Source organism: Salegentibacter sp. UBA1130, assembly GCF_002311535.1.
In the GTDB taxonomy this organism is placed as follows: Bacteria; Bacteroidota; Bacteroidia; order Flavobacteriales; family Flavobacteriaceae; genus Salegentibacter; species Salegentibacter agarivorans.
The window spans coordinates 49,720-67,220 of the sequence record NZ_DCAP01000033.1 but is presented as its reverse complement, the minus strand read 5'-3'; the positions used below and the strand labels follow the sequence as shown (position 1 = coordinate 67,220).

Genomic DNA, 17,501 nt, shown 5'->3' with positions numbered 1-17,501 from the left:
AAATGCTCTGGATATAATAAGTAAATTGACAATATGAAACTATCTGCCAATTTTGGTACCATTATCAATAAATTTTTCTATTAAATTATACGTGAAAGGAAGCTGGAATTCCAATCGTGAAAAAATATCCGCCGAAATGCTTCTTCTGCTAAAGGGTACGACTTTTACATACTCCTGAATTTCTCCTTCAGACCGGCCGTATTTATACTCATAAGGAAAATCTCCTTTTTCATTAGTTATAATATTTGGATTATTCTGGTTGGGGACACTAATGTAAAATTCACTGTTGTTTATATTACCGTTTTCATTGAAAAGCTTTTCCTCCTTCAAATGCTGAAATAATTCTAGGGCAGTATTTACTGCAGGATCAATAAGATCGATATCTTTAGTCATAAACCGACGGTAACGGAGACTCCCATCATCTTCACGGTAGTTATATAATTCGTTTAGTACACGATCGATTTCCCTTGTTAAATAAGGATAATGAGTACAGCCCAGAATAATAGATTTTAAAGGTTGTTGAACATTTGCCTTTCTTATCTTTTCCATTAAAGAAACAAGGTGGTAGCGCACATAATTTTCAGCATCGTTAATTTGCAGAATATTACAATCATCGCTGGCCTGGGTATCACAAAGCATCTTGAAATCGTCATAGTCAAAATTATAAATATCCATAAGAGCCTTATCTATTTTTAAATTCCCCTTAAGATCGGGCCCTTTATAGCTTTCACGTGGCTCGGTTAGTTCTTTATCGAAATAATCGGAATCTTCATCTACTGCCTCTGCGATTCCAACTCCTCCTTGCTGAAAGACTTCAATATTTCCGGTGTAGCCCAGTTTGTCTTTTTGTTCGTAAAGGGTGTTTACATAGCCCTTGGAGGAAACTGTTCCAGCCGTGGCCATTACAGCTATGGTAGCGTCTTCATCGTGCTCCAGTTTTTCCAGAGATCCTCTTACCCCTGCATCAATAACTCCAATTACTTTTATATCTAACTCCGCCAATTTCATAAAAGCTTCAATATTCTCTTTTCCATAGGCCGTAGCCGTATTGCAGGCAATAACTAGCGCCTTAATAGGAGATTTGTCGGTGCTGAATGTTTGGGATTCCGGTGAGGTATAATATTTGTTTCCAAGGATGAACTGTACATCTTTAAGAATATGCTCTAGTAATAGCGCATCTTTATTTTCTGCAGAATAATTTCCATAAGGCATATTGGCCTGATCGGCCAGGTAAATGAATTCTTCTTTTTTAAAGTCGATTTCACCATCGGCACCTGCAGCAAGAGATTCATTGTTGAAGCCATCAAAATTAACAATGGCATCAAGCACCGTTAACCCACCAATTCCGGAATCAAATACGCCTATTGGAAGGCTTTTTTCCCCTTCAGGATAATCCTTGGTATTGATGTAATAAAAGCTATCCTTATCATTTAAGATGCTCTTTGTGATGGCTTCTTGGGCCCAAAGGAGGCTGGGCAGGAATAGAAATATTATGAATAATGATTTGTATGATCTCATGATTCTAAGGTTTTGTGGTTTGTGGGGTGATAAGTTTTCCGGCAGCAGCTCCTGTGAGTTTATTATCTTCCAGGCATATCTGTCCGTTTATGATGACGGTTTCAATTCCCTGGGGATATTGATGAGGTTCTTCAAAAGTGGCCATATCTTTAATTTTTTTAGGATCAAAGATTACCAGATCAGCTATACAGCCTTCCATTATTCTGCCCCGGTCATTGAGTCCAAGGAGATCAGCCGGCATCGAAGTCATTTTTTTTATAGCTTCGGAAAGACCTAGCACTTTTTTCTCTCTTGCATATACACCGAGAACCCTGGGAAAGGTCCCGTAAGAACGGGGATGTGGATGATTTACGCCCGGTTCGGATAATTTCCCGTCTGAAGCTATCATGGTTGTAGAGTGTTTCATGATCCGGTTTACATCATCTTCGTGCATAACATGATAGATCATTTGCGCTCCACCGTTTTTTTGGGCCTCAATGATTAGGTTTACAGCATTGGCGGGAGTAGGCTCGAGCTTTTCCATTTCCAGCCAATCTACCATGGTTTTTCCCTGCAATTCCGGTTTCCAGCCGAACTTTCTGAATTGTAGACGTTCTAATTCGTCTCCAACCCTCACGTGGATTATATTATAAAGAATTCCTTTCTCTATACTGTCTCTTAATTTCTTATCCTGAAGTCGTTCCTTAAATTTTTCACTTCCCCCTGCGCGTGCCCAGGAAGGGATTAAAGCCGATATTCCTGTAGAACTGGCTGTATATGGATATTGATCTAATCTCACATCTAAACCGGCTGCATTGGCAGAATCCACCATTTTCAGCGTTTTTTCACTTGCGCCCCACATCCCGGCCCCCAGGGCTTTATGGTGACTGAGTACTACCGTGATATTGGCCTTTTCAGCTATTTCAATAGTTTCTGAGACAGCTTCGATCAAGCCCAGGCTTTCATCGCGAATATGGGAGGAATAAAAACCTCCATGTTTTGCTGCAACTTTGGCCAGGGCAATTACCTCTTCGGTTTCAGAATATGTCCCTGGCACATAGGTTAGCCCGGTACTTAGACCAAAGGCGCCGTGATTCATGGCTTGAGCTACCAGTTCCTGCATTAGCAATAATTCTTCTTCGCTTGGGTTACGGTTCTCTGTGCCCAAAACCCTCTCGCGAACCGAATTATGACCTACCTGGTAACCCACATTAACCCCTAACTTCAGCTCGCTTACTTTGTCAAGATAGCCGGGGAAATCATCGGGGCCGCCTCCGTCTGCCCCGCCAATGAGAAGACTTACTCCCTGGCGCATGGCACTTTCTGCAGTGGGTAGCTCTCTAATGTTTTCTATATGAGCATGGGTATCAATAAAACCTGGAGCCACAGCCTTATATTTTGCCTCAATATTTTTACTCGCTGTTTTATCTTTGAGGTCTCCCAACTTTACAATTTCATCCTGGTTTATTGCGATATCCTGTACCCTTGGTTCATCTCCTAATCCATTATAAATAGTGGCATTCCTTATAATAAGGTCATAATCCTGCGCATTAATATACTGTCCAAGGAGGAGCAGGAAGCTGAGTGGAATCATTAATTTGAATTTCATATTGCTCAGTTCTATATGTTAGTTTGAGTTTGTAATAAAAGAACTTAGGTCCTTTGCCAGATTTGCCTTTCGGGGCTTATCTATTTCCAAGTATTCCTTTTCCAGATCTGCTAAAGCCTCAAGAGAGATCTCGGCTTCGTCTGCAATACTTTCATACCAGGAATACAGGTTTTCTTTATTTAAATTACAGATTTCTTTTTGTAAAAGATGTTCTATTTTCTGTTTAGGCACCTCCAGAGTTTGACCCTTTAAATAACCTTCAACCTGCTTCCGGATATCTTTTAGGTAAGCGGTATTATACCTGTTATTTAATACAACGATCAAACTCTTATCATCGATATATCTTTTAATAGAAGTGAGGTTTCCTGCCCAACTCCCGGTGTGATAAACTACCTTCCCCAGACTATCATCATTATAAATATGCCATCCAAATCCGTAATCGGAGCTGTCTTTTTCTGGCTTATAAACCTGGAAGATTTTCTGCTTACTTTTTTCGCTGAATATTGCATTGGTATTTAATATACTATCCCATTTAACAAGATCATTTATACTTGAAGATAATCTGCCCGGGCCTAATCTGCCGCTTAAAAAGGTATAGTAATATTTCCCCGGAAGATTCTCCGGCTTGGTATATGCACAGGTTTTAAGGTCCAGCATATACGCGGGAGCATAATTTTTCATTTTCCAGATCGTGTCTCGTTCATAAAAGGCACTCGATCTCATATCTGCAGGTTGAAAGATGTTTTTATGCAGAAATTCATCTAGTTGTTCTCCACTAACTCTCGCAATTATTTCTGCCAATACAACATATCCCGAATTGGAATAGCTATATTTCTCCCCTGGAACGCTTTCCAGATCTGGCTTTTCAGTTTTAAAATAGGAAATTATGTCTTTATTGTATGCAACCTTAGTAGTGTCCCAATTTTTTCTAAAATGGCTGGCATAATTTACCAGGCCTGAAGTATGAGTTAAAAGATGTTTTATGGTAATTTCAGAGTAGGGAAAATCATCTAAATAAGTCTGAACATTATCTTCAATATTTAATTTACTCTGTTGTTCTAATAACACTATAGCTGCTGCTGTAAATTGTTTGGAAACGGAGGCTACCTCCATAGGAGTATTAGCTTTAAAATCCTTATCAAACTGGAAATTTGCTTTACCGTATCCTTTTTTCAACAGAATTTTGCCATTCTTCTTTACAACCACAGCACCACTAAACATGTCTTTTTCCTCAAGTTCCCGAAAAAATCCATCCAACGTCTTGTCAGTAGTAATTTCATTTGAATTCTGTGAAACGGACTCTGGTTTGGTTCCACACGAGAGATTCCCTAACAAGCCTAAAAGAAGGATGAAAGATAATAGGTTTCTAGTCATTGTTGAAATCCTTGATTAATAATTAAAAATCTAAATGCGGAAAAACATGATGCCCTCCCGCGATTTAGATTAAAATACCTATTGAATTATGGCTAATTCATTAGAAACCGGGATTTTGTGGCCCTATCTGTGGATTGGCATTTAATTCGCTTAATGGAATTGGTAATATGAATTTCTCATTGGGATATGAAGCTTCAATTACCTGTCCTTCCCCCTGATCTATACTCACTCCTTTTTTATTCCTGTTTAAATCAAATAGTCTATGACCTTCAAAGGCCAGTTCCTTTCTTCTTTCTAATAGGATTCTATCAACTAATTCATTCCCGACTTCTGAGACCTCCTCAGCATCAGGATTTGCTCTGTTTATCACTTCCTGTAAATCTTGTTGAGCAAGCTCGTTTTGTCCGGTCTTCGCATAAGCTTCAGCTCTTATTAAATACTGCTCTGCTAGTCTTAAAATTTTAATATTATCATCATGCAAAGTCCCATTAGGGAACTTATTCACGAAATAAGCTTCCTCTTCTGCTCCCGGTTTAGAACCTTCTAAAATGGCAAGCAAGCGAACATCACTTTCATCATAAGTAGCAACAAGATCCTCTGTTACCAAGGCATCTGCATATCCAGTCACGTCAAAAAAGTGTCCCAAACCATTGGTCCCAGCATTATCTGCTATAGTATTGATAACTTCCATAAGGGTTTCTTCATTGAAATCCACCGACCATAGATCCATATACCTTTCATTTGGAATAAGTGAAAAAACACTACTTTCAATAACATTTGTACTATAAGTTATGGCCTGCTCGTTTTCTTCTTCATATAAGGCCACTCTTGCCGCTAAGGCGTATGCCGCATTCACGGAAAACCTGCCGTCCTGATTGGCTTCTGTCATTAATGAAACCGCTGTACTGAGATCTGAGTTTATATGTTGATAAACTTCATTTACCGAATTTCTAGATGGGGAAACTTCATTTTCATTAATTTCGGTAATTAGGGGTATACCAGGGTGGCTAGCATCTGCAGTAAAATTATAAGGTTGTGCAAATAAACGTACGAGGTCAAAATGAGCCAAACTTCTTAAAGCGTAAGCTTCTCCAAGTAATTGTTTTATTTGAGCTTCCTGACCGGGAAATTGCTCCAGTAAATTTTCGCCTCCCTCAATTACCCGTGTAGCATTTACCGCCACTTCATATATTGAATTCCAGGCACTTTCTACATAAGAATCCTCTTCACTTACAACGAAATTATTGAAATCAAGATATCTCCCCGTATTTCTCAAACTTAGGTAAAGATTATCAGCCATAAGTTCAGGCATAACATATACATTCCTTCCATAATACCCATTGCTTTGTAAATTACTATATACCCCATTTACCGCAGTTTGAAGCGTATTAATGTCTATTACTGCATTTTCTGCAGCTACATTTTGTTCCGGATCTATTTCAAGGAAATCCTCGCTACAAGAGATAGATAAAAAAGTCCAGAAACTAACTAATATAAATTTTATACTTTTTTTCATTGTGCTTATTTTTAAAATGAAAGATCTAATCCAACTAAAAGCTGTCTTGAAATAGGAATTCTGAGATCAGATTGACCTGTAATTCCAACTTCTGGATCCATTTCTATTTTATCGTCTTTCACCCAGGTCAAAAGATTATTCCCTTTCAGATATAACCGCAGATTATTTACTCTTATACGTTCTATAAAATTTTCAGGCAGATTATAAGATAGGGTGACATCCCGTAATCTTAAATAAGTACCATCATACAGAAATCTTGTGGAGTGTTGGCTTGAAAGTCCTGATTGAGAATTACCCCAAACCACTTTAGGTACATCAGTGATATCACCAGGGTTTTGCCATCTGTTCTCATAGATGTTTTGTGTCATATTGCCTCTGTCATTAAGCCTTGCACTCCCGTCACTGTTTGTATACCTACCCCAATAATCATAAACTTTATTTCCATAGTTTAGGTAAAGCATGAAAGAAAAGCTTAAGTTCTTATAAGTTAACGTGTTCGTTAATCCAGAATAAAAATCAGGCAATGCGCTACCTTGTTTATAAGGTTCCGCTTCGCTATACTGATTGGTAGTATTAGTTTCACTGCCATCGGTATACCATAAAGCATCCCCATTTTCAGGATCTGCTCCTGCAAAGCCCGGCATAAAGAAAGTATAAAAGTCTTCTCCTACTTCTCTTTTGTAATATCCATCAACTATTGCTTCGTCATCCTGCAATTTTGTGATTTCATTTTCGTTAGAAGTAAAATTGAAATTACTAGTCCACGTAAACCCATCAGGATTATCAATATTTACAGTATTAAGTGCAAACTCCCAACCCGAGTTTTTCATTTCACCAATGTTTGCTAAAAAATTTGTTATCCCGTTTGTAGCAGATATAGGAACTCGAAATAAAAGATCTGTGGTTGTCCTATTATAATATTCAATAGTTCCTGTTATACGATGATTAAAATTAAAGTCCACTCCCACATTGAAGGGTTTATTCTTTTCCCAGGTTAAACCAGGATTTGATTGTTGACTATATACATATCCTGGTTGACCATTATAATCGGCTCCTGTGGAATATAAACCCCTCGAGGCAAAATCCCCAATTTCCTGGTTACCATTGACTCCATAACTGGAGCGCAATTTTAATTCTTTTACAACTTCTGCATTCTCCAAGAAATCTTCGGCAGCAATATTCCAGGCCCCTCCCACAGACCAAAAATTAGCATACCTAACATCAGAACCAAAACGCGAAGAACCATCTCTACGGCCGGTAGCATTCAAATAATATTTATTTCCAAATGCATAACTGGCATTAATAAAATAAGAGGAAATCGAAGATGCTGTTCTACTATTTGTAGCATTGAGAAAAACAGACGCATTGTCTAAAGTTGTCAAGCCAGGTGCTCCATAATTACTAACGTAGGCATAAACAGAACTTCTTTCAATTTTCTGAGCCTCTTGTCCTAAAGTAAAATCCAGATTATTATCATCGTTAATTCTCCAGTTGTACTTTAATAGGTTAGTGATATTATAATTAATTATTTTATTGTTATAGGCTCGCCCCCTACCACCGTCATTTCTACCCTCTCCAAAAACAGGATTATCAAAACGAAATTCATCCGCTAAATTGAAATCAACATTTCCTTTTGTTTGAAAACTAAAGTTTTCTGTAAAATCATAAGTTAAACTAAGATTACCCAGGATTCCATAAATTTTGGTTTCACGGATATTTTCTTCTACGAGTCCCACTGGATTATAAGTAAGGAGAATATCAGTATTATAACTTCCATCCTCATTATAGACCGGTTCCCAAGGCACCACCCTAGCCAATGCCCTTACTGGATTATGAGCACTTCCAGCATCGCTATTGGTATTTAATTTCTGATTATTTGCAGCAACCCCGAAATCAATTTTAAGCTTATCGGTTGCCTGATGATTTACATTTAATCGAGCATTCAGTTTATTATAGCCAATTCCTATAATCACTCCTTCTTGCTCATACAAGCCTAAAGATGCGAAAAATTGTGTTTTTTCTGAACCGCCATTCGCGCTAATATTATACTGCTCATAATTTCCGGTTCGGGTAATTACATCTACCCAGTCTGTATCAATTGTTCGATCAACATTACTATATATATAATCTTCTGCCTCTTGTGGCGTATCACCAGCATTTACCCTACTTTCAATGAGTAATTCAAGATGCTGATCGGTATTGAGCGGTTTATTACGATCCGGTAGGAGCATTTGACTAACTCCGCGCTGAGCACTAACATCAAAGGTTGTTTTTCCTTCCTTTCCCTGCTTTGTAGTAATAAGAATAACCCCGTTTGCACCTCTTGATCCATAGATGGAGGTGGCAGACGCATCTTTTAAGACCGTTATGTTTTCAATATCTTTGGGGTTAATTCCAGCAATAGTATTGGAACTGGTAGCAATTTGAGAGATATTACCTGAAATCACAGGAATCCCATCTATAACATATAAGGGATCAGAACTTGCGTTAATAGAGCCAATTCCCCTAATCCTAATATTTGGAGCCGCACCTGGTTGACCGCTCTCGGTTGACATTTGCAAACCGGCTACATTACCTTGAAGGCTTTCTTGAAATGAAGCCAATGGAGATTCGTCAATTTTACTAACATCTACATCAACTGCAGCTCCTGTAAATGATGCCCGACTTTGCTTTCCATATGCAACTACTAATACCTCACTTAACTGATCAGCATCTTGCAACATTACTACTTCTATCGGGGAGTCCAGATCAGTGATTCGGTAGGTGAGTGATTCCATTCCCACATAACTAAATTCCAACACATCCCCTTCCTCGGCTTCGATGCTAAAAACGCCATCAAAATCAGTTTGCGTTCCTGTATTGGTATTTTGAATTATTACATTTACGCCCGGCAAAGGAAGCCCATTGTCATCCAGAACCTTTCCTTCCACTACCTGCTGAAAATCATCAGGATCTAAAATACTCTGCGAGGTTAATGACCGATCTGAGGGATGGTCTGTTATATATTCTGAAGCCTCTGAAAAATCATCTTTATATAGGACGATATTATTATTAATTATCCTAAAATTAATATTCGTTGATTTTAAAATTTGGGACATTACTTCCTGAACATTCTCACTGGAAAAACTGATATTAATTTTCACTTTCTCATTTACTAACTTATTGTTATAGAAAAAATTATAATCGGTTTGTTCTTCAAGATCATACAGGATAGCTCTCAATTCTGTATCCTGATAATTTAATTCAATGTTTTGACCGTACACCGTTAAGCTAGAAGCTGATATTTTTACAATCGTGAGACATAATATTAAGGAATAGATCTTCATAATTCTGATTAACTTTTTAGAAAAATCATCGGTGTCACGAATAGGCAGAGGGCCATTCAACTTTTTTTTCATAGTTTTGAAGGTTTAGTTATTATTCTGGTTCATTCAAAAAGAAACAATGCTAAACAGTAAGGGGAGTGTTGCCGCACTTCCCTTACCTTTTTAATTGTTTTCACTTAATATAAATATCTTTTGTTTTTTATCTAACTGGTATTTTATAGGAGAAGAAGCCTCAATTAACTCAAGGACTTCCTCTATATTTGTTTTACGCTTTACTTTACCCGAAAATGTATAAGTGTTAATCACACTATCTTTAATTTCAATTTTCACATCGTACCAGCGTTCCAGACTAGTAAGTACATTTTGTATAGGCTCATTATCAAATATGAGAATCCCTTCCTTCCAAGATATGATTTCAGCAGTGGAAACCTGCTCTATATTTATTTTATCCTCTGCCTTATTAAAGATGGCTTTCTGATCTGGAGAAAGAGCTATACCAGGCAGGTTTTTAGTGTTTTGAAGTAGTTCTACTTTTCCACTTACTAAGGTAGTTTCAATAGTTTGATCCGATTTATACGACTTAATATTAAAGCTGGTTCCTAATACTTTAACCTGTAAATTGCTCTCAGTATTTACAATAAAAGGTCTGGCCGTGTCCCGTTCAATTTCAAAAAAGGCTTCCCCTTCCAGATAAACGTTACGATCTGAGTCGTTAAAGTCTGAGGCTATTTCTATAATGCTACCTGAATTTAATAAAACCTTACTTCCATCGGGCAGAATGTATTCCTCCATAATACTGGGTTTAGCTTCATACACAGCCAGGGGTCTAGATGATAATTCTCTGTCCGTTAAATACCAACCACCACCGGCTAAAAGAGCGATAAAGATTACCGATGCAATCTTAAGGATTAAGCTCCGATTGATTCCTTGCTTTTTTCTTAAAAGGAATCGATCAAATTCTTTATCTATATCCACGTTTTGATCAATTTGAAACTTACTTACATACTCAGCTTTTACTCTATTATAATACCTACGGTTCTCAGGTGAGGCCTTCACCCAATCTATTACTGATTCCTGAAAACTTCTGTCTCCTGAACCTTTTATAAATTGTATTAAATCTTCTTTTCTCATAATTCTTATATAGATATGACGATACAGAACAAGGTTACCCCTATTCAGTTTTTGTTTTTTTAGTATTTTTTTTGATAGATTATTAGAAAAGCCCCATATACTCTTGCAGTTCTCTTCGAAATAAGCGCAAAGCTTTAGCGATTTGATGTTCTACAGTTTTGATGGAAATATTCATTTCGCTGGAAATCTCCTTATATTTTAAGCCTTCAAAACGACTTTTAATAAAGATCTGCTTACAACGAGGAGGAAGTTCATTCAGAATTTGATTCACTTTTTCTTCTAATTCTGATTCGATGAGAAGAAGATCTGGGTGATCCTGTAAGGATGTTTGATTAAGGGAAGCTCTTTCTCTTTGAATTACATCATGGTAATTGGCTTTTACCTTCTGATGCTTAAAATAATCCAAACATTCATTTTTTGTCATTCTGAATAAGTAAGCATTCAGATTGGAATCTATATTTAGTGAGGCCCTTTTTTTCCAGAATTTGAAAAATACATTTTGGGTAATCTCTTTTGCTTCATCCTCATCTTCCAGGTAACTTTTAGCAAAATAGAACAGCCTGTCGAAATAGAGACGGAACAAAGTCTCATAGGCAGTATTCTCGCCCTTTTTAAGACGATTGATAAAAAAAGAGTTATTTACTATACCGTGAGCCAATAGTGGAATATTTTAAACAAAACACCTAAGTATTTCGTAAATATAAAATTATTTAACCAAGAATATGATTTTAGTAGAAGATTTTAGAGTTTTGATTAAGTGTAAACTTCTGAAAATATTTGCAATATGCAGAAATAAAACAGAAAAGCGGCTACAATAAATTTCATCAGGGCAAGCCCACAATGCATTTTATTAGAACACGTTTTCAAACTTTATAGCATTTATTAAATAGGCGAGCCTCGAGGTATTTACCCTCCTAGAATAAAAAGGCTCCACATCTCTATGCAGCCTTGCCTTTCCTAATAAAGGGAATTGAACTATCTTAATCCAACCTCTGTTTTTTTACACCCCTGTAAATTGGCAAAGGCTCCATTCCGGGAAAAGCGCTTCTCTATAAAGTTCTTGGACACCATCGAAGAAATTGCGACTTCCATTACACTAAACAGATAAAAAATCGGATCGCTCCATTACAGATCAAAATTTTTCGATGAAATAAGCCAGATTGGAATTCAGATCATAGTTTTTTTCCCAACAAAGTGGTGGTGTTTCCTGATCCATATTCGAAATCATCCTTTCGCCCCTTTCCTTTTTAAGATTCAAATAACAACATCCTTTCCTGGACAGCAACATAAAGCTGATTCGGCTTTGCCTACTTTTTAAATAGGTATTATCAAGCTAGGATATTAAAATAAATGCATCGAAAAAGGTTATGTGACGGCGCTTGAAGAGGTAAATGAAAGAATCAAAAAACAATTATATTTCTCTAGGTTCTCTTTATTTTACTTCTTTTTTCTACTTAAAAAGCAAATGTTTTAGATCAAAAAAATTGGTATAAATTTATCTACTAATCCTAGTACCATTACTATGAATTTTTCTCTTAAATTATAAGTGAACGGAAGTTCGAATTCAAATCGGGAAAAATATCCGCTGAGATGTTTCTTCTGCTAAAGGATACTACTTTTATATACTCCAGAATTTCTTCTTAAGACCGGCCGGATTCAAACTTAATTTACATATATTAATATTGGAAAGAGTTTCGTGGATTTAAAAATTCAAGGTATCTTATAAGTATGCTTAATTTCGAACTAATTTTGGATAAATTGACTTCAATTTTATAAAAAACAAAAATTATTGGCTTAGGCGGTAAAAATCATAATAACAGTGATTAACGGCTGTAACACCTTGCTTCAAAAATTGAAATGCATTAGCATAACATTCTAGAAGCTCTCATCCAACCTTTTATTTGAAATCAAAAAAATATTCTACCAAGATAATTTAAGCAGCACTACCTATAATTAATCCAAAATCTAAAACTTAAGAATTATCCTCTATTCCTGCATCGGGTGCATTCTTTTTCACTGAAGTAATTCCATTTTCCATAGCATTTAGGGTAGTGTAAACTTCGCTTGTGCCGATAACCTGACCGTTGGTTGACTTCAGATTGAATCTATGACCAGCAGCCGTTTCTTTACGTTCAAAAAGTTCATCAGATTGAGAATTTTTCCGAACAGACTCTATCCCATTCATACAAGAAGGCTTTGCTTTGTAGCCTTCACTGCTTAATATCACTTGACCATTTCTGGCCTTTAGGTTAAAACGGAATTCTCCTGCTTTATCTTTTTTAATCTCAAATTTACCCATAGTAATAATTGGTTTTTAATGTTCTTTTTAAAGATATGAAAATTGTGTCAAATAAAAAGCTTTAACAATGCCTTCTCTATTAGCCAAAATTTCACATAGCAACTAATACTGATAGAATTAGTAATTACAAATACATCAAAAGAACACGGTCAAATTTAAACCAGTTCAATCTACTCTATATAGGTAATTAGAAAAATTCTTTGCATTTCCAATGTCTGGCTAATTTCTCTCCACCCGGCACAATTCACCCCACTTCAAAATGATTTGAAATCATCACACAATCACATAAAACACTACATATCAGTAATATATATTCTTTCTTAGTAAGTATCTTAAATACAGGTATAGAATTTGGATTTAGCACAATACGATTTCCTTAAGAGTTATTATGCAATTAAAAATATATAAAATTCTGGGGCTATGCATACTCTTTGCTCTGGCCTCATCTTTATACTTGCACAAGAATTTCTATTATTCGATTTGGCTAGATAATCAGATTACTATTTTATTCCTACTTCTTATCTTCGTCTTTTTCATAGTTTTAATTACGAAACTTAGAAGATTATAGAAGTAGTTAAAGGCTACTTTTTTATTCTACCCTGAATTTTAGTCTAAAGTTTTATCACTACCTCCATTAACAAATAAGACCTGACCGCTGGTCCAGTTTGAAATAGGAGCTGTAAAATACAACACCGCTCCCGCAAAGTCTTCTGGTTCACCCAATCTCTTAATTTTGGTTTCAGGTCTTAGAAAGTCTTACCTTGCTTAACTACTAATTTTATATATTCAGTCATAAATTTCTTAACAATTTAAAAAGAACATTAACTGTTTTAATACCTTTATTCGCACGAATCTGAACCCTTTTGAGTATTACCGGGAAAGTGGGTTAAAATTAATCTAAAGCGCTTTTAGCTATCTGGTTTAAGAGTTAGTTTTAGGCTATGATTGAGAAAAAAATATTTAACGATACCGAAACCGCATTTAGATTAAAAACAGATTTAGAACTTAATAGAGCGCTGCTTCTCTTTAATGTAATGGGAATTCCTTCATTAATTAAACCTGGAATTTTATTGACCAAATTCTCTTTAAAGGCAAGACTTCCTATACAACCATTAATAAAAAGTACCATTTTTGACCAGTTTTGTGCTGGCACCAGCAAAGATGATTGCAAACCGGTAATTAAAGAAATGCACCAGGTAAACCTCTCCAGCATTCTTGACTATTCTGTGGAAGGTAAAAAGACAGAAGAAGAATTTGATGCCGCCTTCCGGGTAAAAAAAGACCTCATCAAATTTGCACAGGAAGAAACCGAAATACCTTTCGCGATTTTTAAACCTACCGCCCTGGGAAGTTTCGAAATTTGGCATAAGCTTAGTTCGCATATTAACCTTAACGAGGAAGAAAAAGTAGAATGGCAGAAAACAAAAGCCCGGGTGGAAGACCTTTGTGAAGAGGCTTACAAGCTAAATGTACGTTTATATGCTGATGCCGAAGAAAGTTGGATGCAGGATGCCGCTGATGATCTTATGGAAGAGATGATGGAAAAGTACAATAAAGATAAAGCTCTTATTTTTAATACTTTTCAATGCTACCGCTGGGATCGGCTGGATTACCTTAAAGCATTGCATAAAAAAGCAAATGAAAAAGGTTTTAAAATTGGTGCCAAGATTGTACGAGGTGCTTATATGGAGAAGGAAAATAAACGTGCAAAAAAATACGGGAAGAAATCTCCCATTTGCGAAAACAAAAAAGCTACCGATCTTAACTTTAATAATGTGATGACGTATTGTTTAGACAATATTGATGATATAGCTGTTTTTATTGGAACACATAATGAAATGAGTAACTATTTGGCTTTACAGGCTATGGAAGACCAGGGAATAGCCAAAGATGATCCCAGGGTATGGTTTAGCCAGCTTTATGGTATGAGTGACCAAATTAGCTATAATCTGGCAAGCAAGGATTATAATACGGCCAAGTTAGTACCTTTTGGCCCCGTTAAAGAAGTAGTTCCTTATTTATTGCGAAGGGCCGAAGAAAATTCTTCTGTTGAAGGGCAAACAAACCGGGAACTTAATTTACTCCAGGGCGAAAAGAAAAGAAGAAAACTGGTTTTAGAAACTAATTAAGCATTCATTATCTAAAAAAATTGAAACAAAAAACCCCGAAATCCTAAGATTTACGGGGTTTTTGTTTTTAAGACGATAATTGGGAAAAATCCTGAAAAGATATTCCACTTATCAATTCCTTTCTTTCAAATTAAAAAAAGCGATTAATCAACTTTAATATCTGGAATCTCTTTCATTTTTCCGTTCTCAGATTTTCCTAAAACAATTACCTCCTTGCTCTCCTTGTACTCCTCTATAGCAAGCAGCAGTTGTTCTTTGGTATCTCTTCTAATCTTGATACCGCTTCGTTGGTTCTTATTCCGGACTTCAATATAATATCCATCTCTCAAATCTTTAGCTTTTGTGGAAGGTCTGCCCATAGTCAATTTTTAAATATAAAATAGTAAATATTTTCGTTCTGTTACCAAAAACCGGTAAGATAATTAATTTTTACTACATGGTTAAGCTTAGAAGTTTGAAAACGAAGCTAACATCTAAAAAAACTTCATTTTTTCATCAAATTTGAAAGATTCTACCAACTTCAAGACTTTTAAAATCTCGATTTTCGAAAAACTTTAGTTTTAATATGATTTCAATCACTAACCTTCCTTTATTATAGCTGTTACTTTGTTACAGAATTAAAATTGAAATAAAACCCGAAAAAATTTCTAAATTGAAGAATCACACTTTTGGTAATAAAAAATTGAAAAATGATTTTTATAGATAACGAAGGAATTAATGATCCCACGATAAACCTGGCATTAGAGGAATATGCGTTGCGTAATTTTAATCCTGAAAATGATTACTTATTATTTTATATAAATGAACCTTCTATTATAATTGGTCGAAACCAAAATACTCTGGAAGAAATTAATTTTGATTATGTAGAAGAAAACGATCTTCACGTGGTGAGAAGAGTTTCTGGCGGAGGTGCCGTATATCACGATTTTGGCAATTTAAACTTCAGTTTTATCACAAATCACGATGTAAAAAGCTTAAATAACTTTGCGAAATTTACCGAGCCGGTAATAAAAATTCTTAGAAAAATGGGAATTCCAGCCGAATTAAAAGGCCGGAATGATGTGCTGGCAAACGATAAGAAAATTTCAGGAAATGCACAGTTTTCTACGGGAAAAAGAATGTTACATCACGGCACTCTACTGCTGGATAGTGATCTGGAAGAAGTTGTAAAAGCCCTGAATGTAAAAATGACAAAAATTCAATCTAAAGGACACAAATCCAGCCGTAGCCGGGTAGCAAACATTAGTGAATTCCTCTCAGAAAAAATAGAAATTGAAGAGTTTAGGGCGTTAATTCTTAAAGGGTTATATAACGAAAGTGAAGATTTTGAAACCTATCATCTCTCTGCCGAAGAATGGAAAGCAGTTTATGCCCTAAAAGATGAAAAATATGGAACCTGGGAATGGAACTATGGTAAGTCTCCTAAATTCAATATTCAGCGCAGTAAACGTTTTCCTGTAGGCGAAATTGATCTTAGGATTTTTGTAGAAAAAGGGGAAATAATAAATTTTAAAATCTATGGAGATTTCTTCGGAAAAGAACCTGTAACACAGCTGGAGAATCTTTTGCTGGGCGCGCGGTATGACCGGCAGGAAATCAATAAATTACTGGAACCGGTAATAATTGAAGATTACTTTGGCGACCTACCCAAAGCAGATTTTTTAGAACTGGTATATGGCAACGATGAAATTGAAGCCTCATAAATAATCCTAAACCACATCGGAAGATTTTAAGCTCGATTAATCAAATAAATTGAAGAAATTAATTTTAAAAAATAATAAAAATGAAAAAAGCATCCCTAACTGAAAATCTGGAATATAGCGAGAAATCGCCGGCGGTAAAAGTATTATTCGAAACTGAAGTCAGTAAAGAAATAAGAATCGCCTTTAAATCAGGACAGGGCCTTAAAGAACATAAAACTCCATTTCCCATCGTGGTAGAAATATATGAAGGAACTATTGATTTTGGAGTAAATGGAGAAAAACATGCCTTAGAAAAAGGAGATTTAGTTGCTCTGGATGGCAATGTACCCCACGATCTAAAAGCCAGGGAAAACAGTATTGTAAGACTTAGCCTTACAAAAGCAGATACTACCCAACGGGTTGAGAATGTGGCAAAAAATTCCTGATTTTTGAAAAAATAAGCTGCTCCAAAGCATTTCAATGTGCATAATAGAGTGAAACAATTAATACAGGGATTTCATTAAAATTCTTTGTATTAATTGTTCATTTTAAATTACCTACGATGCCATCTTTTAGAAAACCACCAGATTGCAGCGTGAATAAAGGCCGTCATTCCGCAAATAAGCAGAATATTCCTCATTACCATAAAGCTTATATTTCCTCTAAAAGAATCTCCCAGAGACCATAATTCAAGTTCTGTCCCCTTATTTACATAAACGCCTAAAATGATAAAAGCGCTAATAGCAATAAGATAATCTATTATAAAAAGTATATGATTAGCATATTTCCATCTAAAATAAATAGCAGGGCCGGTGATTAAAAGCCATCCACACCATATACTAATTTGAAAATTCTGAATCGCTTGTTTTGAAGTTTCCGCAGTAGGACTTGCTGAGAACACCTGTTCTAGTTTGAATAAGAAAAAAGCCATTATACAA

General features: G+C 35.9%; 13 protein-coding genes. 3 read left to right on the top strand and 10 right to left on the bottom strand.

The window, feature by feature from the left end; translation table 11 throughout:
* Positions 1-39: 39 nt before the first annotated feature.
* The 8 genes from B4F31_RS13580 to B4F31_RS13545 form a co-directional block, all read right to left on the bottom strand.
* Positions 40-1,518 carry a glutamate racemase gene (locus tag B4F31_RS13580; RefSeq protein ID WP_286761517.1) on the bottom strand — a complete coding sequence of 493 codons (1,479 nt, stop codon included), beginning with the start codon at positions 1,516-1,518 and terminating at the stop codon, positions 40-42.
* Positions 1,519-1,522: 4 nt separating this feature from the next.
* A complete protein-coding gene (locus B4F31_RS13575) occupies positions 1,523-3,091 on the bottom strand; it encodes an N-acyl-D-amino-acid deacylase family protein (protein WP_286761516.1) in 1,569 nt (522 codons plus the stop codon).
* Between the two features lie 33 nt (positions 3,092-3,124).
* Positions 3,125-4,480 carry a serine hydrolase domain-containing protein gene (locus tag B4F31_RS13570; RefSeq protein ID WP_286761515.1) on the bottom strand — a complete coding sequence of 452 codons (1,356 nt, stop codon included), beginning with the start codon at positions 4,478-4,480 and terminating at the stop codon, positions 3,125-3,127.
* A 100-nt stretch (positions 4,481-4,580) separates the two neighbouring features.
* Positions 4,581-5,996, bottom strand: coding sequence for a RagB/SusD family nutrient uptake outer membrane protein (locus B4F31_RS13565; protein WP_286761514.1), 1,416 nt, complete (start codon positions 5,994-5,996; stop codon positions 4,581-4,583).
* A gap of 11 nt (positions 5,997-6,007) precedes the next feature.
* A complete protein-coding gene (locus tag B4F31_RS13560; protein WP_286761513.1) occupies positions 6,008-9,394 on the bottom strand; it encodes a SusC/RagA family TonB-linked outer membrane protein in 3,387 nt (1,128 codons plus the stop codon).
* A gap of 90 nt (positions 9,395-9,484) precedes the next feature.
* Positions 9,485-10,453: a FecR family protein gene (locus B4F31_RS13555; protein ID WP_093305770.1), complete on the bottom strand. Its 969-nt coding sequence runs from the start codon at positions 10,451-10,453 to the stop codon at positions 9,485-9,487.
* Between the two features lie 82 nt (positions 10,454-10,535).
* Positions 10,536-11,111 (bottom strand): RNA polymerase sigma-70 factor, encoded by a 576-nt coding sequence (locus B4F31_RS13550; protein WP_177195719.1) that lies wholly within the window; start codon positions 11,109-11,111, stop codon positions 10,536-10,538.
* 1,314 nt (positions 11,112-12,425) lie between these two features.
* A complete protein-coding gene (locus B4F31_RS13545; protein ID WP_075327678.1) occupies positions 12,426-12,752 on the bottom strand; it encodes a YegP family protein in 327 nt (108 codons plus the stop codon).
* A gap of 941 nt (positions 12,753-13,693) precedes the next feature.
* On the opposite strand from B4F31_RS13545, the gene B4F31_RS13540 reads away from it, so the two are divergent.
* A complete protein-coding gene (locus B4F31_RS13540) occupies positions 13,694-14,881 on the top strand; it encodes a proline dehydrogenase family protein (protein ID WP_075327679.1) in 1,188 nt (395 codons plus the stop codon).
* 143 nt (positions 14,882-15,024) lie between these two features.
* Here B4F31_RS13540 and B4F31_RS13535 read toward each other — a convergent pair whose 3' ends face one another.
* Positions 15,025-15,240 (bottom strand): hypothetical protein, encoded by a 216-nt coding sequence (locus B4F31_RS13535; RefSeq protein WP_075327680.1) that lies wholly within the window; start codon positions 15,238-15,240, stop codon positions 15,025-15,027.
* Positions 15,241-15,570: 330 nt separating this feature from the next.
* Here B4F31_RS13535 and B4F31_RS13530 point away from each other — a divergent pair, with 330 nt between their 5' ends.
* Both B4F31_RS13530 and B4F31_RS13525 read left to right on the top strand, forming a co-directional pair.
* Positions 15,571-16,584 (top strand): lipoate--protein ligase, encoded by a 1,014-nt coding sequence (locus tag B4F31_RS13530; RefSeq protein WP_286761512.1) that lies wholly within the window; start codon positions 15,571-15,573, stop codon positions 16,582-16,584.
* Between the two features lie 80 nt (positions 16,585-16,664).
* Entirely contained in the window at positions 16,665-17,009 is a 345-nt protein-coding gene (locus B4F31_RS13525; protein ID WP_286761511.1) for a cupin domain-containing protein, read from the top strand.
* A gap of 107 nt (positions 17,010-17,116) precedes the next feature.
* On the opposite strand, the gene B4F31_RS13520 is transcribed toward B4F31_RS13525, so the two are convergent.
* Positions 17,117-17,464: a hypothetical protein gene (locus B4F31_RS13520; RefSeq protein WP_286761510.1), complete on the bottom strand. Its 348-nt coding sequence runs from the start codon at positions 17,462-17,464 to the stop codon at positions 17,117-17,119.
* Between the last annotated feature and the right edge of the window lie 37 nt (positions 17,465-17,501).

Coding starts and splice junctions, on each gene's coding strand:
- B4F31_RS13580 (WP_286761517.1), bottom strand. CDS start 1,518: ATGAGATCATACAAATCATTATTCATAATATTTCTATTCCTGCCCAGC.
- B4F31_RS13575 (WP_286761516.1), bottom strand. CDS start 3,091: ATGATTCCACTCAGCTTCCTGCTCCTCCTTGGACAGTATATTAATGCG.
- B4F31_RS13570 (WP_286761515.1), bottom strand. CDS start 4,480: ATGACTAGAAACCTATTATCTTTCATCCTTCTTTTAGGCTTGTTAGGG.
- B4F31_RS13565 (WP_286761514.1), bottom strand. CDS start 5,996: ATGAAAAAAAGTATAAAATTTATATTAGTTAGTTTCTGGACTTTTTTA.
- B4F31_RS13560 (WP_286761513.1), bottom strand. CDS start 9,394: ATGAAAAAAAAGTTGAATGGCCCTCTGCCTATTCGTGACACCGATGAT.
- B4F31_RS13555 (WP_093305770.1), bottom strand. CDS start 10,453: ATGAGAAAAGAAGATTTAATACAATTTATAAAAGGTTCAGGAGACAGA.
- B4F31_RS13545 (WP_075327678.1), bottom strand. CDS start 12,752: ATGGGTAAATTTGAGATTAAAAAAGATAAAGCAGGAGAATTCCGTTTT.
- B4F31_RS13540 (WP_075327679.1), top strand. CDS start 13,694: ATGATTGAGAAAAAAATATTTAACGATACCGAAACCGCATTTAGATTA.
- B4F31_RS13535 (WP_075327680.1), bottom strand. CDS start 15,240: ATGGGCAGACCTTCCACAAAAGCTAAAGATTTGAGAGATGGATATTAT.
- B4F31_RS13530 (WP_286761512.1), top strand. CDS start 15,571: ATGATTTTTATAGATAACGAAGGAATTAATGATCCCACGATAAACCTG.
- B4F31_RS13525 (WP_286761511.1), top strand. CDS start 16,665: ATGAAAAAAGCATCCCTAACTGAAAATCTGGAATATAGCGAGAAATCG.